This window comes from Streptomyces sp. NPDC050842, from assembly GCF_044456565.1.
In the GTDB taxonomy this organism is placed as follows: domain Bacteria; phylum Actinomycetota; class Actinomycetes; order Streptomycetales; family Streptomycetaceae; genus Streptomyces.
The window spans coordinates 651,686-673,242 of record NZ_JBITGA010000005.1 but is presented as its reverse complement, the minus strand read 5'-3'; the positions used below and the strand labels follow the sequence as shown (position 1 = coordinate 673,242).

At 74.9% G+C, this 21,557-nt stretch carries 19 protein-coding genes; 7 read left to right on the top strand and 12 right to left on the bottom strand.

All coding sequences use genetic code 11. The annotated features are described in order from the left end of the window. Positions 1 to 79 precede the first annotated feature (79 nt). The 3 genes from ACIBG6_RS20180 to ACIBG6_RS20170 form a co-directional block, all read right to left on the bottom strand. Positions 80 to 2,149 carry an FUSC family protein gene (locus ACIBG6_RS20180; RefSeq protein WP_399223927.1) on the bottom strand — a complete coding sequence of 690 codons (2,070 nt, stop codon included), beginning with the start codon at positions 2,147 to 2,149 and terminating at the stop codon, positions 80 to 82. Positions 2,150 to 2,242: 93 nt separating this feature from the next. Then, positions 2,243 to 3,385, bottom strand: a complete 1,143-nt coding sequence (locus ACIBG6_RS20175; protein ID WP_399223926.1) for a DUF2786 domain-containing protein — start codon at positions 3,383 to 3,385, stop codon at positions 2,243 to 2,245. After that, complete coding sequence (locus ACIBG6_RS20170) at positions 3,364 to 3,765, bottom strand: winged helix-turn-helix transcriptional regulator (RefSeq protein WP_399223925.1); 402 nt, start codon at positions 3,763 to 3,765, stop codon at positions 3,364 to 3,366. Before ACIBG6_RS20170 ends, ACIBG6_RS20175 begins: the two co-directional genes overlap by 22 nt. Before the next feature lie 83 nt (positions 3,766 to 3,848). Between ACIBG6_RS20170 and ACIBG6_RS20165 the strand changes: the two genes are divergently transcribed. The 3 genes from ACIBG6_RS20165 to ACIBG6_RS20155 all read left to right on the top strand — a co-directional run bounded on the left by ACIBG6_RS20165 (position 3,849) and on the right by ACIBG6_RS20155 (position 7,640). Beyond that, a complete protein-coding gene (locus ACIBG6_RS20165; protein ID WP_399223924.1) occupies positions 3,849 to 4,685 on the top strand; it encodes an NAD(P)H-binding protein in 837 nt (278 codons plus the stop codon). A gap of 70 nt (positions 4,686 to 4,755) precedes the next feature. Then, positions 4,756 to 5,532 carry an ABC transporter ATP-binding protein gene (locus ACIBG6_RS20160; RefSeq protein ID WP_399223923.1) on the top strand — a complete coding sequence of 259 codons (777 nt, stop codon included), beginning with the start codon at positions 4,756 to 4,758 and terminating at the stop codon, positions 5,530 to 5,532. Then, a complete protein-coding gene (locus tag ACIBG6_RS20155) occupies positions 5,526 to 7,640 on the top strand; it encodes an ABC transporter permease (protein WP_399223922.1) in 2,115 nt (704 codons plus the stop codon). The genes ACIBG6_RS20160 and ACIBG6_RS20155 overlap by 7 nt, the downstream gene beginning before the upstream one ends. A gap of 87 nt (positions 7,641 to 7,727) precedes the next feature. Here the strand turns inward: ACIBG6_RS20155 and ACIBG6_RS20150 are convergent, their stop codons facing one another. After that, a complete protein-coding gene (locus ACIBG6_RS20150; RefSeq protein WP_399224031.1) occupies positions 7,728 to 8,315 on the bottom strand; it encodes a GNAT family N-acetyltransferase in 588 nt (195 codons plus the stop codon). 103 nt (positions 8,316 to 8,418) lie between these two features. Beyond that, entirely contained in the window at positions 8,419 to 9,348 is a 930-nt protein-coding gene (locus ACIBG6_RS20145) for an NADP-dependent oxidoreductase (RefSeq protein WP_399223921.1), read from the bottom strand. Between the two features lie 191 nt (positions 9,349 to 9,539). On the opposite strand from ACIBG6_RS20145, the gene ACIBG6_RS20140 reads away from it, so the two are divergent. Next, positions 9,540 to 10,784, top strand: a complete 1,245-nt coding sequence (locus ACIBG6_RS20140) for a LuxR C-terminal-related transcriptional regulator (RefSeq protein WP_399223920.1) — start codon at positions 9,540 to 9,542, stop codon at positions 10,782 to 10,784. A 67-nt stretch (positions 10,785 to 10,851) separates the two neighbouring features. After that, on the top strand, positions 10,852 to 12,543 hold the full coding sequence (locus tag ACIBG6_RS20135; RefSeq protein WP_399223919.1) for a bifunctional 3'-5' exonuclease/DNA polymerase: 1,692 nt from the start codon (positions 10,852 to 10,854) through the stop codon (positions 12,541 to 12,543). 65 nt (positions 12,544 to 12,608) lie between these two features. Here the strand turns inward: ACIBG6_RS20135 and ACIBG6_RS20130 are convergent, their stop codons facing one another. Together ACIBG6_RS20130 and ACIBG6_RS20125 are read right to left on the bottom strand one after the other, a co-directional pair. After that, positions 12,609 to 13,922: a hypothetical protein gene (locus ACIBG6_RS20130; RefSeq protein ID WP_399223918.1), complete on the bottom strand. Its 1,314-nt coding sequence runs from the start codon at positions 13,920 to 13,922 to the stop codon at positions 12,609 to 12,611. 77 nt (positions 13,923 to 13,999) lie between these two features. Continuing rightward, entirely contained in the window at positions 14,000 to 14,509 is a 510-nt protein-coding gene (locus tag ACIBG6_RS20125; protein WP_317596626.1) for a SigE family RNA polymerase sigma factor, read from the bottom strand. A 152-nt stretch (positions 14,510 to 14,661) separates the two neighbouring features. On the opposite strand from ACIBG6_RS20125, the gene ACIBG6_RS20120 reads away from it, so the two are divergent. Together ACIBG6_RS20120 and ACIBG6_RS20115 are read left to right on the top strand one after the other, a co-directional pair. Further along, positions 14,662 to 15,054, top strand: coding sequence for a DUF6479 family protein (locus tag ACIBG6_RS20120; RefSeq protein WP_399223917.1), 393 nt, complete (start codon positions 14,662 to 14,664; stop codon positions 15,052 to 15,054). A gap of 105 nt (positions 15,055 to 15,159) precedes the next feature. Continuing rightward, complete coding sequence (locus ACIBG6_RS20115) at positions 15,160 to 16,083, top strand: sigma factor-like helix-turn-helix DNA-binding protein (RefSeq protein ID WP_399223916.1); 924 nt, start codon at positions 15,160 to 15,162, stop codon at positions 16,081 to 16,083. A gap of 34 nt (positions 16,084 to 16,117) precedes the next feature. On the opposite strand, the gene ACIBG6_RS20110 is transcribed toward ACIBG6_RS20115, so the two are convergent. From ACIBG6_RS20110 to ACIBG6_RS20090, 5 genes are read right to left on the bottom strand one after another with little or no spacing between them, the layout of a single operon-like run. Next, a complete protein-coding gene (locus tag ACIBG6_RS20110; protein ID WP_399223915.1) occupies positions 16,118 to 16,825 on the bottom strand; it encodes a pyridoxamine 5'-phosphate oxidase family protein in 708 nt (235 codons plus the stop codon). 57 nt (positions 16,826 to 16,882) lie between these two features. Next, positions 16,883 to 17,545 (bottom strand): 4'-phosphopantetheinyl transferase family protein, encoded by a 663-nt coding sequence (locus ACIBG6_RS20105; RefSeq protein ID WP_399223914.1) that lies wholly within the window; start codon positions 17,543 to 17,545, stop codon positions 16,883 to 16,885. A gap of 15 nt (positions 17,546 to 17,560) precedes the next feature. Next, a complete protein-coding gene (locus ACIBG6_RS20100) occupies positions 17,561 to 18,883 on the bottom strand; it encodes an MFS transporter (RefSeq protein WP_399223913.1) in 1,323 nt (440 codons plus the stop codon). A 35-nt stretch (positions 18,884 to 18,918) separates the two neighbouring features. Next, on the bottom strand, positions 18,919 to 20,031 hold the full coding sequence (locus tag ACIBG6_RS20095) for a polysaccharide deacetylase family protein (RefSeq protein ID WP_399223912.1): 1,113 nt from the start codon (positions 20,029 to 20,031) through the stop codon (positions 18,919 to 18,921). Further along, the gene (locus tag ACIBG6_RS20090; RefSeq protein ID WP_399223911.1) at positions 20,031 to 21,401 is read right to left on the bottom strand and encodes a condensation domain-containing protein; all 1,371 of its coding nucleotides are present in this window, start codon (positions 21,399 to 21,401) and stop codon (positions 20,031 to 20,033) included. Before ACIBG6_RS20090 ends, ACIBG6_RS20095 begins: the two co-directional genes overlap by 1 nt. Positions 21,402 to 21,557 lie beyond the last annotated feature (156 nt).

Genomic DNA, 21,557 nt, shown 5'->3' with positions numbered 1-21,557 from the left:
CTGCGACCGTCTTCCGAGGTGTTCACTTCTTTCAACTCCGGTCGGGCCTCCGCCGGATGACACGATCCCGGAATTCGTTCTAGCGCGCCGGTGTGGCGGGCGCCAGTGCCGCCGTGAGCTCGTCCAGGGCGTCGAGGAGCAGCCGTGCGCCCTTGTCGAGGAGGAAGTGGTCCGGCGGGTCGGCCGACCAGGCGGCGACGGTCTCCCGGAGGTCGTCCCAGTGCGGCTCCCTGCGTTCCCGTACGTCCTTCGCCCCCTGCTCCGTCGTGCGGTGCAGGGCTTCCGCGAGGGTCGCGGCGGCGGGCAGCGGTGCGGCGCCGCGGTCCGGCAGGTGCGCCTCCAGGAGCATCGCGGCCCGGCCGAACTCCGCCAGGGCGTGCCCGGCCTCCTCCGCCGTGGCGTGCGAGAGCCCCCGGTGGCGTACCGGCTCGTGGGTCGCCCGGGCCACCGCCTCCTGCCAGGCCACGCGGGCGGCGCGGGCGGCGAGGAGCGCCTCCCGGACGTCGGGGCGGGACTGGCCGGCGGGTTCGGCGTACCGGGCGGCGACGGCGGCGGCGTACCGGCCCGACGCCGTCAGCCAGTCCGCGAGCCGGCCGCGCAGCCGGGGCGTCTCCCAGGCCGGGTAGACGGCGTAGGAGAGCGTGGCGAGCAGCCCGCCGAGCAGGGTCAGCAGCACGCGCTCGCGGACCGTCTGGGTGAGGCCGGCGCCGTCCATGCCGAGCAGGAAGACGACGTACGCGGCGACGCAGACCTGGGCGACCGCGTACCCCGTGCGCATCAGCAGGTACATGCCGAAGGCGCACAGCACCGCGAGCGCGGCGGACAGGTACAGGCCGGGGTGGGCCGTTCGGACGACCGCCGTCGCGAGCGCCACGCCGACGAGCGTGCCGCCGAAGCGGGCCACGGAGCGGGCGTACGTCTGTGTGAAGTCCGGCCGCATCACCATGACGGAGGCCATCGGCGCCCAGTAGCCGTGGCCGAAGGGGAGCGCGGCGCCGAGGAGGTAGCCGGCGGCCGTGACCACCGAGACGCGGACGGCGTGGCGCAGGATCGGGGAGTCGGGGCGCAGTTCGGCGCGCATCGTGGCGAGGACGATCGGCGCGAGCCGGACCATGGTCGGGCGGGAGCGGGCGGCGCCCTCCGCGGGGTTCGTCTCGGTGCGGGGTTCCGCCGTCTCGACGACGTCGCCGAGCAGGGCGGCGAGGCGGACGGCGGCGCGGCGGGAAGGGCCGGAGAGGATCGCGCCGGTGTCGGGGGTACGGAGGGCGGCGAGGGCGGCCGGGGGGAGGGTGACCGGCTCGCCGTGCCGGATCGCGTGCGCGGCGGCGTCGAGGAGGGCGCCGGCGGCGGCCAGCAGTTCCCGTACGCGCTCCCGCTGCGGCCCCTCCTCGGGCACGCCGACGGCCGGGTCCGCGAGCGAGGCGAGGACCGGGCGGATCCGCTCGGCGAGCCCGCGCGCGCCGTGCAGCTCCGCCGGGCGGCTGCGGGCCTGGCGGGGGGTCACGGCGGCGGCGTTGCGGGCGGTCATGAGCGGTACGGGGTCGAAGGGGGCGACCGGGTCGTGGCGGAGGCGGCGGGCGTAGTCCGCCTCGGCGGCCAGCGCGTCGGCGAGGGCGTCGCGCTGGGCGCCCCAGCGGCGGACGGGGAGGAGGACGACGAGGGCGGCCTGGACGAACCCGCCCGCGAAGATCATGGCGGCATGGCCGGCGGCGGTGGCGACGGAGGTGGGGAGGGTGACCGTCACGAGCATCATCGCCACGTTGGAGGAGGCGATGATGCCGGCGGTGGGGCCGGCGGCCCAGGCGAGCCCCGACAGGAACGTCCAGAGCAGGAGCAGGGCGAGGAAGAGGGCCGGGTGCGCGCCGGCGCCGGTGACGTAGCCGAGGAACGTCGACACGGCGAGGCTGGCGCCGGAGGCGAGGGCGAGGGTGGGGCGGGGGCGCCAGGAGCGCTGGAAGGTGGCGATGGCCGCCTGGAAGGCGCCGAAGGCGGAGGAGACGGCGACTGCGGGGCCGAAGAGGGCGAGCGAGAGGCCGACGACGAGGGCGAGTCCGAGGGCGCCGCGGGCGGCGATGACGGGTTCGAGCCGCGGGCGCTCGACGGTGAGCCCCGAGCGGGCGGTCTCCTTCAGGGCCCGGAGCCAACTCATGGCCCTGAGCGTATCCGCGAACGCGCACGAAACGGGCATTTCTCCCCCACCCCGCGGGCGGGCCGGGGCCCGCCCCCCGGGGTCCTGGCGCGCCTACGGGAGGTGGCGGCGGTCGGGGTGGAGGCCTGCCTTGTCCGCTGCTGTGGCGCCGTGGGTCCAGCCGTCCTCGTCCCAGGCCGCTCGGACCCTGGTCGTCCGGGTCTCCGGGAAGAGTTCGTCCGTGCGGTTCGTGACCGCGAGGTCGCGGGACGCGAGGGCCGGGAGGAGCGTCGGGGCCTCGGCGGCGACCCGGCGGGACGTCGCCGACAGCCGGGTGCCGAGGCGGTTGGCGTAGGCGAGGAGGAAGGACTGGCGGAACGACTTCGTACGCTTCCGGCCGCCCGCCCGCTGCTCCGCCTCCGCCCGTGTCATCGCCGCCGTCCCCTGCACGAGCAGCGACGTGTACAGCAGCTCCACCGGATCGAGGTCCGCCTCGAAGCCGACCACCGTCGAGAAGCCGTACGCCTCGTTCCACACCGCCCGGCAGTGGTTCGCCGTCGCCACCGCGTCCAGCAGGATCGCCTTCGCCTGCTCGTACGGCGGCTCCACACCGATCCGGATCGCGCCTGGCGTCTCCGGCGACGGCGCGCCCGCCGCGAGCGTCGCCTCGTCCAGGCTGTGCCGCGCCATCAGCTCCTGGGCCTTGGCCGTGAGTGCCTCGGCCTCCTCCGGGTAGCCGGTGGCCTCCGCTTTCGCGAGCAGTGCTCTGATCCGGGCGAGCATCCGCGGCTCCCCGGCCGTCGGCGGCGGCAGTACCTCCCCCGGGACCGGGCCGACCGCGTCGAGCCTCGGGAGCCGGACCAGGATCCGGTACAGCTCCAGGACGGTCGTCGCGTACGAGAAGCGGTCCGTCGGCCGGACCGTGGAGTCGGCCAGTTCGTCCAGCTGTGCCTGCCAGCGGTGGGGCAGTCGCTCGTAGCCGGCCGTTTCCGCTCTGATCAGGGCCGCCAGGAGGCGGACGTGTTCGTCCGCGAGTTCGCGGCGGACCGTGCGGGCCAGGTCCGCCGGCTGCCAGCCCCTCCCCCACAGCGTCCGTACGAACTCCTCGCCGCGCCGGGTCAGTTCCGCGTCCGCGGCCCGGTCGGCGGCGGCGAGCAGCGAGGCCGCCGTGTCGAGCGAGGCGTCGTCGCTCGCGTACAGCGCCTCGAAGGCCTTGTCGATGATCGTGGTGCCGCTCACGCCGTCCTCGTGTCCCATTCCTCGCGCGACCGGGCGATCACCGCACGGTGGTCGAGCGACCAGTCGACCAGCTGCTTGATCAGGTGGGTCATGCTGTGGCCGGTCCCGGTCAGCGCGTACTCCACCTGCGGCGGGGTCGTCGGGTGGACGGTACGCGAGACGAGACCGTCGCGTTCGAGGCGGCGCAGCGTCAGGGTCAGCATCCGCTGCGATATCCCCGGGACCAGCCGCTGGAGCTCGCGGAACCGCCGTGCCCCCGGGGCGAGTTCGACGACCACGTGCACCGTCCACTTGTCGCCGAGACGATCCTGCACGTCCCGTACCCCGCACTCGTCAGCGCAGGTCACCACCGGCCCGGCGGCCGGCTCCGTGGTTACCTCCGTGTGCCCTGCCGACATAGAAGTGCCTCCTTCCGCGATCTTTCCCGTCCCCCCACGATGGTCTCAGCGGTCTCAGCCATCTCGACCCCTGGGGGAAAAACATGCTGCTCGTCACCGGTGTCTCCGGCGCCCTCGGCTCTCTCGTCGCCGCCCGTCTCGCCGGCCGCGACGACGTCGTCCTCGGCACCCGGGCGGCCGAGGCCACCCCCGCCGGACTGCCCGGCACCCGCCGCGTCGACTTCGACGCGCCCGGGACCCTGCCGGAGGCCTTCGCCGGGGTCGACACCCTGCTCCTCGTCTCCGCCGGGTACGGGGAGGACGACACGGTCGTCGCCCGCCACGAGGCCGCGATCTCCGCCGCCGAGCGGGCCGGCGTCCGGCACGTCGTCTACACGAGTCTCTCCGGCGACGGCGACCACCTGACGTACGCGCTCGCCCACCGCTGGACGGAGCGGCGGCTCCGGCGGTCCGCCACGCTCGACTGGACGATCCTCCGCAACGGCCTCTACGCGGAGTTCCTCACCTGGATCGCCGCCCCCGACGCCGAGAACCGCATCACCGGGCCCCTCGGCGAGGGCAGGCTCGCCGCCGTCGCCCGCGCGGACCTCGCCGACGTCGCCGTCGCCGTCGCCACGGACCCCGCCGCCCACCGCAACCGCGTCTACGAGCTCGTCGGCGAGCGCCCCCTCGGCGGCGCCGACCTCGCGGAGGCCCTGGGCGCCACGTACGCCCCGGGCTCGCTCGCGGATGCCCGCGCCGCCGTCGCCGCCTCCGGGGCCGTGCCCTTCCAGGTGCCGATGCTGGCGAGCACGTACTCGGCGATCGCGCACGGCTTCCTGGACGGTACGGGCGTCGAGAGCGACCTGCGCGTGCTGCTCGGCGGGCGCGAACCCCTGGACGCGCTGGACGTGTTCGTGAAGGCCGTACGGGAGGGGTAGGCCTGGCCCTACCTTCCGGACGCCCGGCAGTGGTCGTGATCGGCGGGGGCGGAAACGGTTCGCTTGAGCCATGACGAAGACCCTGCCGAAGACCACGACCACGACCGCTCCCGCTGTACGGCTCCGGGGGCTCACCCGCCACCACCGTGACGTCCGCGCCCTCGACGGCGTCGACCTCGACTTCGCCGCCGGGACCTTCACCGCCGTCATGGGCCCCTCGGGCTCCGGCAAGTCCACGCTGCTCCAGTGCGCGGCCGGGCTGGACCGGCCCACCTCCGGGAGCGTCGAGGTCGGAGGCACCGCCCTGGAGGGGCTGAGCGAGCGGCGCCTGACCCTGCTGCGGCGGGACCGGATCGGCTTCGTCTTCCAGTCCTTCAACCTGCTGCCCAGCCTGACCGCCGCGCAGAACGTGGCCCTGCCGCTCCGCCTCGCCGGCCGCCGGCCCTCCCGCACGGAGGTGAGGGAGGCCCTCGCCCGCGTCGGCCTCGCCGGGCGGGAACGGCACCGGCCCGGGGAGCTCTCCGGCGGGCAGCAGCAACGGGTCGCGATCGCCCGGGCGTTGATCACCAGGCCCGCCGTCCTCTTCGGGGACGAGCCGACGGGCGCGCTCGACTCGACGACGAGCCGCGAGGTCCTGGCCATGCTGCGCCGGCTCGTCGACGAGGACGGCCAGACGATCGTCATGGTCACCCACGACCCGGTGGCGGCGGCACGCGCGGACCGGGTGGTCTTCCTGGTCGACGGCCGCCTCGCGGGCGAACTGGCGGCGCCGACGGTGGAGTCGGTCGCTGCCCGGATGGCGGGGCTCGAGGCCTCCGGCGACCGCGTGGGGAGCCCCGCATGCTGATCGTCGTCCTCTCCGGGCTCCGCGCCCGCTGGGCCTCCTTCCTCGGCGGTTTCCTCGCCCTCGCCCTCGGCGTCGGGCTGCTCGCGACCATGGGCCTCGGTCTCTCCGCCACTTTCCACGCGCCCGAGCGTTCTCCCCAGCGGTTCGCCTCCTCGCCCGTCGTCGTCCAGGGCCAGGACCGGCTGACGCTCGACGTGCGACGCGGGCCCGACACCGTCCCCGTATCGCAGCGGCTCGACTATCCACAGCCTGTGGACAAAGAACTCCTGCGCGAGCTCCGCACCCGCTGGACCCTCACCACCTCCGGCGGTCCCGACGCCGTCGGCGTCGACGCCCCCGCCGCCGAGGTCCGGGCCCTGGTCGGCGACCGCGCCCAGGTCCTCACCGGCGACGAACGGCGCAACGCCGACCCCGACCCCGAGCGGGACGCCCAGGCCCTCGTCGGCCTCAACGCCCTCCTCGGCACCACCGGCGGCGTCACCGCCTTCGTCTCGGTCTTCGTCGTCGCCTCCACCTTCGCCTTCGCGGTCGCCCTGCGGCGCCGCGAGTTCGGCCTGCTCCGCACCGCCGGAGCCACCCCCGGGCAGGTCCGCCGCATGCTCCTCGCCGAGGCGACGGCGCTCGGCGTGCTCGCCTCCGCCACCGGGTGCGCGCTCGGCGCCCTCGGCGCGCCCCTGCTCGCCCGGACACTCGTCGACGACGGCCTCGCACCCGAGTGGTTCGCGGTCGGCGACGCGACCTGGCCCTTCCACCTCGCCTTCTGGACGGGTCTGACCGTCGCCCTCGCCGGGGCCGTCGCCGCGTCCCGCCGGGCCGGGAAGGTCGGCCCGACGGCCGCGCTCCGCGAGGCGGACGTCGACACCGACGTCCTGCCGCTCGGCCGGGCCCTGCTCGGTACGGGGCTGCTGGTCACGGGGCTCGGGCTGCTCGTCTGGACGTGCGTCACCGAACCGTCCGAGCTGCTCAAGCGGAAGACGTACACGACCCTCCCGATGCTCCTGATCGGCGGCGTCGCGCTGCTCTCCCCGCTCCTGGTCCGGCCCGTGGCGCGCCTGCTGCGGTCGCGCGGGGCCGTGGGGACGCTCGTACGGGAGAACAGCGCCGCCTCCGTGCGCCGTACCGCCGCGGTCGCCGCGCCCGTCCTCGTGACCGTGGCGCTCGCCGGGACGCTCTTCGGGTCGGCGGCGAGCGTCACCCGGACGCGGGGCGTCGAGGCGCGGGAGCAGACGGCCGCTCAGTACGTGGTGAGCGGGGCGGAGTTGAGGGCGGTGACAGGAGCCCCGGACGGGGCCGTCCTCTCGCCCACCGCGTCGACCTCCCTCTTCGTACGGGACGGGGCCGAGGCCGTCGTCAAGTACGGGGCGCGGGCGGTCGCCGACCCGGCGGCCTTCGCGGAGCTCGCGCGGCTGCCCGTCGTCGCGGGGGACCTGCGGGACCTCGACGACCGGTCGATCGTCGTCAACGAGGAGTTCGAGCGGCACCGGATCGGCGAGACCGTAGAGATCTGGCGCGCGGACGGGAGCGGTCCCGTACGGCTCCGGGTCGTGGCCGTCCTCGCGCTCGGGACCGGCGACAACGGACCGTACGTCACCCGGGCGAACGCACCCGGCGCCGCCCTCGACCGGATCGAGGCGCGCGGCGGCGGCGCGGCCACCGTGCGGGCCCTGGAGGCGAGCGGCGGGACCGTCAGGACCGCCGACGCGTGGGCCGCGGCCGACCATCCGCCGAGCAGTCCGCAGACCCGGCTCGGCATGATCCTGGTCCTCGGCATCGCCCTCGTCTACACGGTGATCGGCCTCGCCAACACGCTCCTCATGGCGACCTCCGTACGCGGCGGGGAACTGGCCTCCCTCCGGCTGGCCGGCGCCACCCGGGCCCAGATCCTGCGGGTGGTCACGGGCGAGGCGGCGCTCGCCACCGCGATCGGGGCACTGCTCGGCCTCGCGGTGACGGCGGCCGTCCTCGGCACCCTGGGCGCGGGCCTGGCGGCCCTCTCGGCCCCGGTCGCCCTGGTCCTCCCCTGGGCCACGGTCGGCGCCGCGGCGGCGGTCTGCGCGGCGGTCGCGGTCACCGCGTCGGCCCTCCCCGCGTGGCGCCTCACGCGCTGAGCGGCGATGGTGGGACACGGGGCGGTGACAAGGGTCGGAGCCGGGTCACCGCCCCTCCACGCGCGCGTGGAGGGGCCGCCGGGAGCCCTACGAAGCCGGGGCGGCCGGAGCGGAGTCGGCCGGCTTCGCCGCGCGCCACTCCGACGCGAGGACCGACCAGACCTCCTCGTCGTGCACCTCGCCCCGGTAGGCGTAGCTCTCGCGCAGGACGCCGTCGCGCGTCATGCCGAGGCGCCGGGCGACGGCGATGCTCGGCTCGTTGCCGGAGGAGACCACCCACTCCACGCGGCGGATGCCCCGTACCTCGATCGCCCAGTCGACGAGCGCCCGCGCGGCCCGGGTCACCAGGCCCTTGCCGACCCCCGCCGGTTCCAGCCAGCAGCCCGCCTCGGCCCTGCCGCTCGCGGTGTTCAGCGTCCGGAGGATGACGGCGCCGACGAGCGTCCCCTCCGCCGACCAGATGCCGCAGATCCTGCCCGTGTCGGTCGCCACCTTCTCCGCGTACAGCTTGAGGAAGGCGCGGCTCGACTCCAGGTCGGTCACGACGTCGGGCAGGCCGTTGCGGGCGCCGATGAAGTCCCGCCCCCGGTCCATGTGCGCCAGGAACTCCTCGGCCTGCCACGGTTCGAGCGGCCGCAGCTCCGCGCCGTCGTCCCCCAGGGGTATCGCGTACATCATCGTCGTCGTCGCCTTCCGCGGTCGGGTCCGGGCCTCACAGCGGAGGGATCCTCTCACCGTCCGCGGACCGCCTCCACCGACTTACCGACCGGGTCGGGCCCTACGGGACCAGCACCAACTTACCCCGCACGTGGCCCGATTCGCTCAGTTCCTGGGCGCGGGCCGCCTCCTTCAGGGGGAGCGTGTCGGCGAGCCGGACCGCGAGGGTGCCCTCCACCGCCTGCCGGGCCTGGGCGGTCAGCGCGGCGCGTACGGCGTCCGGGGCGCCGGTGACGCCCGAGAAGGCGATCCCGTGCTCCGCCGCGTCCGTCGCCGCGATCGTCGCGATCCGCTCCTTCCGCGCCGTGCCCTCCCCGCCCAGGAGCTCGATCGCGACCGGCAGCACGCCGTGCCCCGCCGCGTCGAAGACCGCGTCGACGCCGCCCGGCGCGGCCGCCCGGACCCGCTCGGCCAGCCCGTCCCCGTACGCCACCGGGATCGCGCCGAGCTCCCGCAGGTACGCGTGGTTGGACTCCGAGGCGCTGCCGACGACCGTGATGCCGGCCGCGACGGCGAGCTGGACGGCCACCGAGCCGACGACGCCCGCCGCCCCGTGCAGGAAGAGCGTCTCGCCCTCCCGTACGCCGATCAGGTCCAGGACCCGCTGGGCCGTCTCCCCGGCCACCGGCAGGCTCGCGGCGGCCTCCCAGGAGAGCTCGGCGGGCTTGGGCGCGACGGTGCCGGCGATGGCGTACTCGGCGTAGGAGCCGGTCTTCGTCCAGCCGAGGACCTCGTCGCCGACGGCCAGGTCGGTGACGCCCGCGCCCAGCGCGTCGACGGTGCCGGCGAACTCCAGGCCTGGGACGGCGGGGAAGGTCGTCGGGTAGAACTCCTCGACCCAGCCGTAACGCCGCTTCCAGTCCACCGGGTTGACGCCCACCGCCGCCACCTTCACCCGGACCTCGCCGGGGCCGGGCTCGGGCACGGCGACGCCGGTCGCGTGGCGCAGCACCTCGGGGCCACCGAACTCCTCGTACACGATCGCTTCCATCTCAGCCTCCAGCGCTGCCCGTTCACGTATCCCGTTCAGGATCCCGTTCGGGATTCCGTTCGCGGATCTGTCGTTCCTCGACGTGCTCCAGCCTGCGGCCCGCCCCCTCCTCTCCCCGCCCTCCGAACGGCCAGTCCCACCTGTCCGAAAGACCGGCCGGGGCCAGGCCTCGCCCCCGTACGCTGAACCGCATGGACGCGCTCACCCTGACCTCCGCGTACGAGATCCTCCGGCAGCCGCTCGGCGGGATCCTCCCCAAGGTCTCCGCCGCCCTCGCCCCGCTGATCCCGCACGTGGACGCCGCCGAACTCTCCACCCACTGCGCCCACTCCCCCTTCAAGTCCCTCGGCGGTACGGAGCTGCTGACCGGCGCCGAACTGACGCCGCTGCTCCTGGCGGGCGTCCCCGGGAACCCCTGGCAGGGCGTCGCGACGATCGGCGGCCGGGCGCGCGAGGTCGTCGCCGTGAAGAGCGACGCGACCCGGCGCGGGGCGGTCCTCGTGCTCGTACGGGAGGACGGCGCCGCCCCGGCGGGCGCGGCCGAGCTGGCCGTGGCGCAGGCCCTGTGGAACCTGGTCACCAGCCACTTCGACCGGTTCGCGACGGAGGCCATGCCGGGGGCCCTGGCCCGTTCGCGCGCGGCGGCCGACACCCGGGCCCGGGTCATCGCGGAGCTGTCGACCGCGCACGCGGCGGCGCTCTCCGGCGTCCTCGGGGTGCTGCGCAGCCGGGCCCTCGACGACACGACGGCCCGGACGACCGCGACCGACCTGGCCGCCGCGGCGCTGATCGAGATGCGGGCCGAGCAGCGACGGGACCGCGCACTCGCCGAGGAGCCCGCGCGGGACGCCTTCGAGCGGCTCGCCGGCGAGCTGCGGCCGATGCTGCGGCACAGCGCGGTCCGGCTCGACCTGGGCGCGCCGGACTCCGACCGGTCGCTCGCGGCGGACGTCGCGCACAGCGCGCGGGCGATCGTCCGGGCGCTGCTCCTGATCGTCCTGGAGCAGGACTCCGTGCGCCGGGTCCACGTCGGCTGGCAGCTGACCGAGCACGAGCTGAGGGCCTCGGTGCGGGACGACGGGGCGGGCGCCCTGGCCCCGTGCGACCTGGGGGCGGGCAGCATCCGGGACCGTCTCGACGTGCTCGGCGGGCGGCTCGACATGGACGTGGTGCCGGGCTGGGGCACCACGATCACGGCGGTCGTCCCGCTGGCGACCCCGGAGGCGCCGGTCGAGGCGGCGCACCCGCTGACCGGGCTCGGCGAGCGGGAGGTGGAAGTGCTGCGGCACCTGGCGCTCGGGCACCGGAACCGGCGGATCGCCGAGGAGCTGCACATCAGCGAGTCGACGGTGAAGTTCCACGTCGCGAACATCCTGAACAAGCTGGGCGTCGACTCGCGCGGCGAGGCCGCCGCCCTCTTCCACGCGGCGGCGTAGGGCCGGTCCGGCGGTCGGCTGATGTCGTGACCCGGCGCTGTCAGTGGCGGGTGCCAGACTCGCACCCATGAGCGAGAGGTGGGCGCTGGCCGCCGAGGCCGAGGGGGACGGGGCGCTGCTCGTGCCGCTCGGCCAGGACGGGCTGCCCGCCGGGGAGGTGCGGCGCGAGCCCGACCTGGTGGCCGCCGTGCGCGCCCGGCCCGACGTGGCCCGCTGGGTGTGGCGGTCGACGGCCGAGGTGTATCCCCGGCTGCTCGCCGCCGGGGTACGGGTCGAGCGGTGCTACGACGTGGAGGACGCCGAGCAGCTCCTCCTCGGGCACGAGGGACGGCTCGGGGAGCCCCGCTCGGCGGCGGCGGCCTGGGCGCGCCTGCGGAACGCCCCCGTGCCGCCCGATCCGCCGCAGCGCGCCGCCGAGCCCGGTTCGCAGGACTCGCTCTTCGAGCCGCGGCCGGTCGCGTCCGTGCCCTTCGAGGGGCTCCTCGCGGTCTACGCGGAGCAGCTCGCCCGTCACGATCGGGCCGAGCACCCGGGCAGGATGCGGCTGCTCACGGCCGCCGAGTCGGCGGGGATGCTGGTCGCCGCCGAGATGCACCGGGCGGGGCTGCCGTGGCGGGCGGACGTGCACCGCGACCTGCTGCACGAGCTGCTCGGCGAGCGGTACGCGGGCGGGGGCGAGCCGCGCCGCCTCGCCGAGCTCGCGGACGAGGTGTCCGCGGCGTTCGGGCGGCGGGTCCGGCCGGACCTGCCCGCCGACGTGGTCAAGGCGTTCCAGCAGGCCGGCATCCGGCTGAAGTCCACCCGCCGATGGGAGCTGGAGGAGGTCGACCACCCGGCGGTGGAGCCGCTGATCGCGTACAAGAAGCTGTACCGGATCTGGACGGCGCACGGCTGGTCGTGGCTGGCCGACTGGGTCCGCGACGGCCGCTTCCGGCCCGAGTACCTGCCGGGCGGCACGGTCAGCGGTCGCTGGACGACCAACGGCGGCGGGGCGCTCCAGATCCCGAAGGTGATCCGGCGGGCGGTGGTCGCCGACGAGGGCTGGCGGCTCGTGGTCGCGGACGCCGACCAGATGGAGCCGCGCGTCCTCGCCGCGATCTCCCGGGACCCGGGTCTGATGGAGGTCGCGGGCCACCCCGACGACCTGTACACGCGCCTGTCGGACCGGGCCTTCTCCGGCGACCGGGACCACGCGAAGATCGCGCTGCTCGGCGCGATCTACGGGCAGACCAGCGGCGACGGCCTGAAGAACCTGGCGGCGCTGCGGCGCCGCTTCCCGCTGGCGGTGGCCTATGTCGACGACGCGGCGAAGGCCGGCGAGGACGGCCGGCTCGTCCGGACCTGGCTCGGCAGGACCAGCCCGCGGGCGGTCGGCGCGGGCGACGACGACGAGGCCGGGCTGCCCCAGGAGGGCGGCGAACCGGTGGCGGCGGAGGGCGAGTTCGTCCCGGGATACGCCTCGGGGAACGCCCGGGCGCGCGGCCGCTTCACCCGGAACTTCGTCGTGCAGGGAAGCGCCGCCGACTGGGCGCTGCTGATGCTGGCGTCGCTGCGGCGGGCCCTTCGGGGGATGCGGGCGGAGCTGGTCTTCTTCCAGCACGACGAGGTGATCGTGCACTGCCCCGCGGAGGAGGCGGAGGCGGTGACGGCCGCGATCAGGGCGGCCGGGGACGAGGCGGGGCGGATCGCGTTCGGGGAGACGCCGGTGCGGTTCCCGTTCACGACGGCGACGGTCGAGCGGTACGCGGACGCCAAGTAGACGCGCGGGGAGGGGTGGCGGGCCGAGCCCGCCACCCCTCCCCTGCTCCCCCGTAGGCTCAGGAGTTACTTCATGGGGAGCGTCTGCCACCTCAGGCTCAGCGCGATGGCCTTCAGCTGCTCCATCGTCAGCGCGGGCTCGGCGCGCGTGGCGGGCTCGTGCTGCGCACCGGTGTTGAAGCCGGAGACGACGACCCGGAAGCCCGTGTGCGTGATGGTGTCGGCGGTCCACATGACGACACCGGAACCGCCCTTCTCGCCGGGCTGCTGGGTGAGCTTGACCTTGCGGCCGTCGGGCAGGACGGTGACGTCTCCGCTGCCGAAGATGGAGTCGGCCGCGCCCTTCATGTTCGGCTGGACGTTGATCTGGACGAAGCTCTTGCCCTTGCCGTCGTCGACGACCACGAAGCCGTACTCGCCCTCGCCGCCCTCGTCCGTGACCTTCAGCCCCTTGGGCAGCAGGGAGCGCAGGGTGGCCTGGACGGCTTCGCCGGCCGGCCCGGCGGGCCGCTGGGCCGTGCCCGAGGAGGGCTTCGCCCGCACGGGCGTGGGCAGCTGCCGGAGCAGCGGGCGCCAGTCCTCGGACGTGACGAGGGCCTTCAGCTGGGATGCGGTGAAGGGCGGGTTCTCGCGGCTGATCTCGGCACCCTTCTGGGCGGCGGCGTTGTACTCGCTCGCGTCGATCAGGAAGCCGTCCTTGGTGAGCAGGACCGCCCGCCAGTTCTTGGTCTCCTCGCGCTTGTCGGGGTACTCGTACCCCTGGATGATCATCAGCCGGTCACCGCCCGGCAGCCGTTCGGTGGTGCACTTGTCGAAGGGGACGTGGACCTTGCTCGGGCACTCGACCTGCCCCGCGCCCGCCTCGCCGTCGCCACCGGCGGAGCGGTTGAGGCCGACGGAGACGGCGGCCTTGCCGTCGCCGTCGTCGTAGATCCCGAGGGCGTGCTGGCCCTTGGCGTCCAGGTTCTCGAACTGCCAGTTTCCCGCAGGGGTGTTGGCCTGGATCGCGGCCGCGATGTCCTTGACCGGGATCTGCGCCTCCATCTGCGCCAGGCGCCGCTTCTCCTCCTGACTCGGCTCCGTGGCCTCTGCGGTATCGCCGGTCGGCTTGGGAGCCGCGGCCACACCGGCGGACGTCGCCTTCCCGCTGGGGCTGAGCAGCGACCCGCCGTACACGCCACCGATGCCGACGGCGGCGAGCGCGAGGGCACCGCCGGTCACCGCGAGGCGGCGGCGCACCAGGCGGCGCCGGCCGCGGGTGAGTCCGCCCGTGACGAGCTCGCGCCGGCCGTCGACGGAGAAGCCTTCGCCGGTGCTGCGCAGGACCGCGCCGAGCTCTTCCTCGAAGCCCTCGTGCGGGGAACCTTCGTTCTGGGACATGCCGAAACCACCGTTTCCGGTTCGTGGATGTGACGTCTGATGAAGGGGAGCGGGCCTGCGGTCGGCGGGCCTGCGGGTCAGCGGGTGGCGAACTCCGCGATGTTGCCGCCGAGCCGTTCGCGCAGCTTGGCGAGCGCCCGTACGGAGCGGGTGCGGACCGCCGCCGAGCTGACGTGCAGGGCGTCGGCGGTCTCCTCGATGCTGCGGTCCTCCCAGTACCGCAGCACCACGACCGCCCGGTCCTTGGGTGCGAGTCCGGCGAGCGCGTCGAGCAGCGCGATCCGGAGTGCCGGGTCCTCGCCGTTCTCGGGTGCGCGGTCGGGCAGCTCGCCGAGGGGGCGCTCGGTGGCCGAGCGGCGCCTCTGGTGGCTGAGGAACGTCCGGACGAGCACGGTCTGGGCGTACGCGGCGGGGTTGCCGATCCGTGCCATCCGGCCCCACAGGGCGTACATCCGGCCGAGCGTCTCCTGCGTGAGGTCCTCGGCGAGATGGGTGTCGCCGCTGGTCAGCAGGCATGCGGAACGGAACAGGTGCCCCGTGCGTGCGGAGGCGAACTCCAGGAACTCGTCCGCGCGGGACTTTCTCATGCCCCTCCTTTCCCTCGCGGTCACGTGGTGTGGTCGCCGTACACCTCATTGACGCGACGGGGGTGCGGAAATGTTTCAGCGAATGCCGAGGAAATCTTCGAGGTGGACCCGCTCGACGGGTCCAAAGAAGCGGAATCGGGTAATCCTGAAGTATGAACACTCTCAGCGCAGCAGAGGCCCTGGCCGCTGGGGTTTGGCAGTCGGGCCTCGGACAGGTTCTCGGCGGACTCGTCCTCGTCGCGATACTCATCGGCGCCTTTTGGCTCGGCTACCGGATCCGCGACCGCGAATCCCCCACGCCCAAGCCGGAGGAGCAGCCACACCGGCCGGACACCGACCAGTTGCCCGGTGAGATGTCGGAGTACCGCAGGCCCGCGGAGATGCCGCGGAACGACGGCGAGCACCGCCTCATGCCGTACGAGCTCAAGGGCCCCGGCACGTCGGGCACCGAGACCTCTCCGGACCCGCCGAGCGAGGAGAAGCGCAAGTGGGGCGGAATCTCCAGCGGCGGCTTCGGCAGCGGAGGCACCGGCCACGGCGACTGACGCCGTGCGCACCCCCGGCCGCGCCGGGGCGTCCCTGAGGGCGCCCCGACGACGGCCGTACGCCGACCCGTCCCCGACCCGTCCCCGACCCGGAGGTCACGACCCGTGGATGACGACGACGACCTCGCCGCCCACGCCGAGGAGCGCGGGCCGCGGCTGAAGGCCGTGGCGTACCGGCTGCTCGGCTCGTCCGACGAGGCCGATGAGGCGGTACGGGACGCGGTACGCGAGTCGGTACGGGAAGCGGTCCACGCGTCGATGCCGGAGTCGGCACCTGAGCCCGTACGGACGTCGGTACGGGGCTCGGTACGGGCGACCGCCCGCCGTCCCGTCGCCGGCGGACGGGTGCTCGACGCCCTGGCCCGGGTCTGCCTGGAACGGCTCCGCGCACGCGAGACCCACCGGACGGCCCCCTGGGATCCCTGGGCCCCGGTCCCGCATGACCCGGCGGGCCCCGACCCCGCCCTCCTGACGGCCCTGGACACGCTCACCCCGCCCGAGCGGCTCGCCTTCGTCCTCCACGACCTGTTCGACGTCCCGTACGAGGAGACCGCCCGGATCCTGGAACGCACCCCGGCCGCCGCCCGCCAGCTCGCCGCCCATGCCCGGCACCGGGTCCAGGGCGCCGAGGAGATGCCGGAACCCGACCCGGCACGCCAGCGGGAGACCGTCGCCGCCTGCCTGGCGGCCGCGCGGGCCCGGGACTCCGAGGCGCTGCGCGCGCTCCTCGACCCGGACGTGGCGCTGCGGGCCGACCCCACCGCCGTACGAGCCGGGGTGCGGCCCGCGCACGGGGCGGGGCAGGTGGCCCCGGCCCTCGCCGGGCGGATCCTGGAGGCCCGCCCGGCTCTGGTGGACGGGGCGGCCGGCCTGGTCCTGAGCCGCGGCGGACCGCCCGGCACCGTCCACACCGTCTTCTCCTTCACCGTGCTCGACGGCCGGATCACCTCGGTGGACGTCCTGGCGGACGAGGGCCACCTCAGCCGCCTGACCGTCCAGGCCCCGGCGGAGGACACCGCCCCGGCCTGACCACCCTCGCTCCCTTACTCCCGCCTGTACGCCCCTACTCGCCCAGCACGCGTCCGGCGCGCTCGGCGACGTGCGCGGGCACCGCCAGATCCTCGGGCAGGACGGGGTCGGTGACCGGCTCGCCGAAGGTGGTCACGACGGGCAGGACACCCGCCCAGAGGCCGAGCGCCGCGTCCTCTGAGTCGCCGTCGTCCGGCGGTCCGCTGCGGGTCTTCACCGAGGCCTCGGTGAGGTCGAGCGCGAGGACGGAGGTCGCGGCGAGCTCCTTGCGGCTGGGCTGCCGCACGTACTCCCACTGACCCGGCGAGCTCTGCTCGGTGAGCGCCCGCAGCCCGCGCAGCTTCTCCTCCGGGTCGGTCACGATCCGCGGTATGCCGTAGACCATCGCGCAGCGGTAGTTCACGCCGTGCTCGAAGACGGAGCGGGCGAGGACGAGGCCGTCGACGTGGGTGACCGTGACGCAGACCGTGGTGTCGGGGGCCTGGACCAGACTGCGGCTGGCGACCCAACCGTGGAGGTAGAGCCGGTCGCCGTCCACGCCGTACGCGGTGGGCACGACCATCGTCGTCCCGTCGACGGGGACCCCGAGGTGACAGAGGAAACCCGCCGCGAGCACGGCGTCCAGATCGGCCCGCCGGTGGCTGCCCTTCTCGCGCATCCGCCGCAGCCGGGTCCGCTCGGTGACGGCCAGGCCGTCACCGCGGCCCGTCGGATCGGCGGTGGCTTCTGTGGTGGCGCTCATGATGCCCTCTCGTTCCGCGTACCGGTTGCTGGTGGTGTTCTACGGGCTCACAGCCCGTCACCGCCACCGGCGCCCACCTGTCGGAACACCTCCCGGCACCTCCCGCTCGGTCCAGGCGCAGCCGGCCGGCACCGGCTCCGGGCCGCGAGGGGCGCACCAGCCGACCCGCTCCCCGTCGCCCCGCCCCCACTCGCCCCTCCGCTGTCCGAGCGCCACCGGCACGCTCCACGGGCGGCCGGAGAACCCCGCGCCGACGGCCTTCACGCACGCCTCCTGGACGGTGAAGATCCAGGCGAACTCCCGTCTGCGCCGGGCCTCGGGCATGCCGGACAGCGCCTCGGCGTCGCCGGGCGCGCAGCACAGCCGCAGCATGCGCTCGCCGACGGCGTACGGGGCCTGCACGTCGACCCCGACGTCACGGTTCCTGCCGACGGCCACGGCGACCCAGCCCGAGGAGTGCGAGAGGCTCACGCCCAGGTCGGGCCGGTCGGGCAGGTACGGCCGGCCGCTCGGGAGGGCGGCGACCGGCCCGCCCCGGAGGTCCTCGCCGATCTCCCGCAGCAGGGCCCGCAGCAGGGTCCGCGAAGCGGCGTGCTCCACGGCGCGCCACGGCGGAAGTTCCGCGGCGGCCGCCCGGTCGGTGGCGGCGACGGGCAGCGCGTCGAGGACCTCCTCGCTCCGGCGGACCAGGTAGTGCACGCCCTCGACGGGCGTCCTCACCTGCTCAGTACCTGCTCAGACGCGGTCCGGCACACGTTGGAGGGTCCGTATCGGACGGGCGGCCAGGAGCGCGGCGGCGGTGAGGAAGGAGACCACGACGCCCACCAGGAGCACCGCGTCGGTGCCGAACGCGCCGACGGCGGGTCCGGCCAGCGCGCTGCCGATCGGGTACATGCCGACGGAGCCCGCGACCTCGTAGGCGTGGACCCGGTTCAGCACCTCGCCCGGCACCTGGGTCTGCACGCTGGTGGCCCACATGACGCCCCAGACGCCGATCCCGGCGCCGACCAGGACCTGGGCGACGGCGAGCATCCAGACCGGCCAGCCGAGCACGATGCCGAGCGGGTAGATCGGGTACGCCATCATCGCCACGGCCCCGGCGGCGAGCGGCCGCTGGGGCTTGTAGCGGATCGCGAGGAGGCCACCGGCGACGGTGCCGGCGCCCAGCGCGGCGTTGATCAGACCGAAGGCGGACGCGCCGTGCTCGGGCACGATGACGCCGGCGGCCACCGACAGCTGCGGCCCCCAGGACAGCACCGCGTAGAACATCCAGACCAGGATCACGCCCCAGAGCCAGCTGCGGGAGGTGAACTCCTGCCAGCCGACCGCCAGATTGCGCCACAGGCTCTGGCCGGGCGGCGGCGCGGGCACCACGCCGAGCCGGAGGACGAACAGGCAGATCGCGCTGGTCCCGTAGGCGACGGCGGAGATCACCATCACCCAGCCGGTGGACCCGAACCCGACCAGGGCGCCGGCCAGCGCCGGGCCGCCGAGGCCGGTGATCGCCTCGGAGGTGCGCAGCACGCCGTTCGCGCCCTGCACGTCCCGGGAGACCAGCGGGACGGTCGAGGAGGCGCCCGGCTGGAACAGCGCGTTCGCCGTACCGGCCACCACCAACAGCCCGTACAGCTGCCAGAGATGGTCGATGCCGTGGATGAACAGGAGGGCGAGCAGGATGTGCGCGGTGAGGTTGGCGATGTCCGCGATGATCATCATCCGGCGGGCGGTGAACCGGTCGGCCAGCACCCCGCCGAACAGCACCAGACCGGCGAACGGCGCGACCAGGAAGGCCATCGAGTACCCGGCGGTGTCCAGGCCGTACCCGCCGCTGAGCAGACCGGCCGAGACCGCGACCGGCAGCATGGCCCAGCTGAGCAGACCCGCGCTGCGGGCCGTGAAGTAGAACCGGAAGTTACGGGACCAGATCGCCGGCTCTCCCGAGGACGGCACACCGGGAGTCGACGTCCCCGACGGCGGCGACCCGTCGGGCCCGTCGGGCCCGTCCTTCGTCGGCGGCGGTGCGTCCGCCGCGGTGTGGTCCGCCAAGCGTTCTTCCATGGCTGTTCAAACCCTTCGGTCGTTGATCGAGGTCTTCATCGGGCGGACGGCGGCGGGCCGGCGGGGGCGACGGGCGGGCCGGCGGAGGTGACGGGCGAGTCGTCGGGGGTGACGGGCGGGTCGGCCAGTTCCCCCACGGTGACGAGCTCCAGGCCGCGTTCGAGCAGGCCCTCGACGATCGCCGGAAGGGCCTCCACGGTCTGGGCGCGATCGCCGGCGCCCTCGTGCATCAGCACCACCGAGCCCGGGCCCGCGGACTCCAGGACGGTCGCGGCGATCCGCTCCGCTCCCGGCCTCGCCCAGTCGCGGGTGTCCACGTCCCACATCGTCAGCGTGGTCGGATACCCCTCGAGGGCGGCCAGCACCTCGGGGCTCAGCGCGCCGTACGGCGGCCTGAACCGGGTCGGCGCCTCCTCGCCCGTCACCTTGGCCACCGCCTCGGCCGTCCGGTCGAGCTGCTCGCGCAGCTGCTCCGGCGTGAGGTCGGGCAGGTAGGGGTGCGACCAGGAGTGGTTGCCCAGCTCGTGGCCGGCGGCGGCGGTCCGGCGTACGAGGTCGGGCAGCGCCGCCACGTGGTGCCCGACGCAGAAGAAGGTCGCCCGGGCTCCGTACCGCTCCAGGATGTCCAGCACCCGGCGGGTGAAGACCGGGTCGGGGCCGTCGTCGAAGGTGAGCGCGACCTTCGCGGTGTCCCGGCGGCCGTGCGCGAAGCAGCGTCCGGCCGCCGTCAGCTCCGCCACGATCGGCTCGCCGCGCCTCACGCCGTCGAAGTACTCCTCGGCGCGGCCGGTCAGCGTGCCGCCCTCGGCGGTGACCCGGGCCAGCTCGCCGGGCGCGGCCCTGGCGCGCTCCGCCAGCCGTGCGGCCGGGACGGAGCCGAAACCCGGCCGCGGCGGCAGCAGCCAGGGATCCGCGCGGTAGACCTCCAGACCGGCCGCCGTCATCGGGCCGTCGAGCAGGCCGTTGGTGCTGTCCAGGACCACGGCGGGCGCCCGCCCGCCGTCGAAGTCCCGGAGCCACGCGATGAGTTCGGCGGCCTGGGCGCCGCTCCAGCCGCTCGGCTCCACGACCCGGCGTCCGGCGCCGTCCAGGACCTCGACCTCGTACCCCTCGCCCGTCCAGGCGATTCCCGCGTACGTCTCGGGCATCAGTCCCCCAGCGCGATCGCCTCGGCGACGATCAGCCGCTCGACCCCGCGGAGGAACTGCTCCATCCCGTCGCGGTCGAGGACGGCCGGGTCGGCGGTCATGGCGAGGTCCAGGGCGCCCGGTGCGGTCAGCACGTCCACGGCCATCGAGACGTTCTTGCGGGGCAGGAACTCCGTCGGCCAGCTCAGCTCGGTCCGGCCGATCAGCTCGCTCAGCGCGGCCCGCGGCCTCTCGACGGTCTCGAACGGCCCGACGGCCGGGTCGCGGGTGTCGTTCCACCAGTACGAGTGGTCGGCCGCCTCGCCCTTCTCGACGAGCAGCGCCACCTCCCGGTCCAGCGCCCACTTGTCGTACGAGGCGTGGCGGAACGCGCTGAACGCGACGGACCGCGTCCGCCGCACCGCGTCCTCGAAGTCCCGGTCCGCGTCCGTGAGCCGGAACAGGGCCTCCTGCGCCACCGTGCTGACCGCCGCGGCGGCGGCCGGCTGGAAGCGGTTGCCCACGACCACCTGGAACAGCACGTCGCTGCTCCCGGACATCCTGGCCAGCTGGTGGGAGGCCGCGCCGAGCAGCACCGCCGCGTCACTCACCTCCAGCTCCGCCGCCACCCGCCCGACGGCGACCGCCAGCGCGGGCGAGCGCAGCAGCGCGTTGGGGAACATCCGGGTCGGGTCGTCCGCGAGTTCCGGCGCCGCCGGGTCCTGGAAGAGCCGCCGCGGGCCGGCGGTCAGCTGCTCGCACCAGTAGCGGCGGGCCGCCTCGTCCCGGCGACGGCCGAGCGGCGACGCCTGGACCTCCGCGGCGTCCAGGGGCTGGAGGGACGGGCGTGCCAGGCGCAGCGACGCGGCGGTCTCCCCCGACACGACCGCCCCCAGGTCGCGGAGCAGGATGCCGAGACCCCAGTAGTCCATCCCGGTGTGGGCCCCGACCAGTACAAGCCGGTGGACCAGGCCGTCGGACTCCACGAGGCCGACGCGCAGGGGCCACTCCCGGGTGTGGTCGAAGGAGCGCCCGGCGAGCTCCTTGAGCAGGGCGGCACCGGTGTCCGCGGCCCGTGCCGCCGGGCACGTACGGATCTCCACCGGAAGCTCGCCGCTGCCGTCCACGACCTGCTCCAGGCCGTCCTCGCCGTCGGACAGGAACCTGGTGTGCAGGCTGTCGTGGAGCAGGAGGAGCTCCGTCACGTCCGCGAGGACGCGGGAGACGGGGCGGGGCGGGCTGACGGGGAGGTCAACCGGCACGTTGTAGCGGGGGGCGTCGTCGCCGAGCTTGGTGACGACACCCCAGATCGCCCGCTGCCCCCAGGTCGCCGGGCCGGAGCCGGCTCTCGCGGAGTCCAGCCTGATGGTCCGCGTCTCAGCCGTGGTCATCGTGTTCCGACCTTCCCTTCGGTTGCCTTGTCCGATGTGTGTCGAGCCCGGGCACGAGCCCGGCGAAGCGTCCGGTCCGGGGCCGCCCGGTGTTCCGGTGTTCCGGTGTCGGCGCGTACGCCCAACCGGGGGCGAGCCCGTCCACCACGGCGGGGG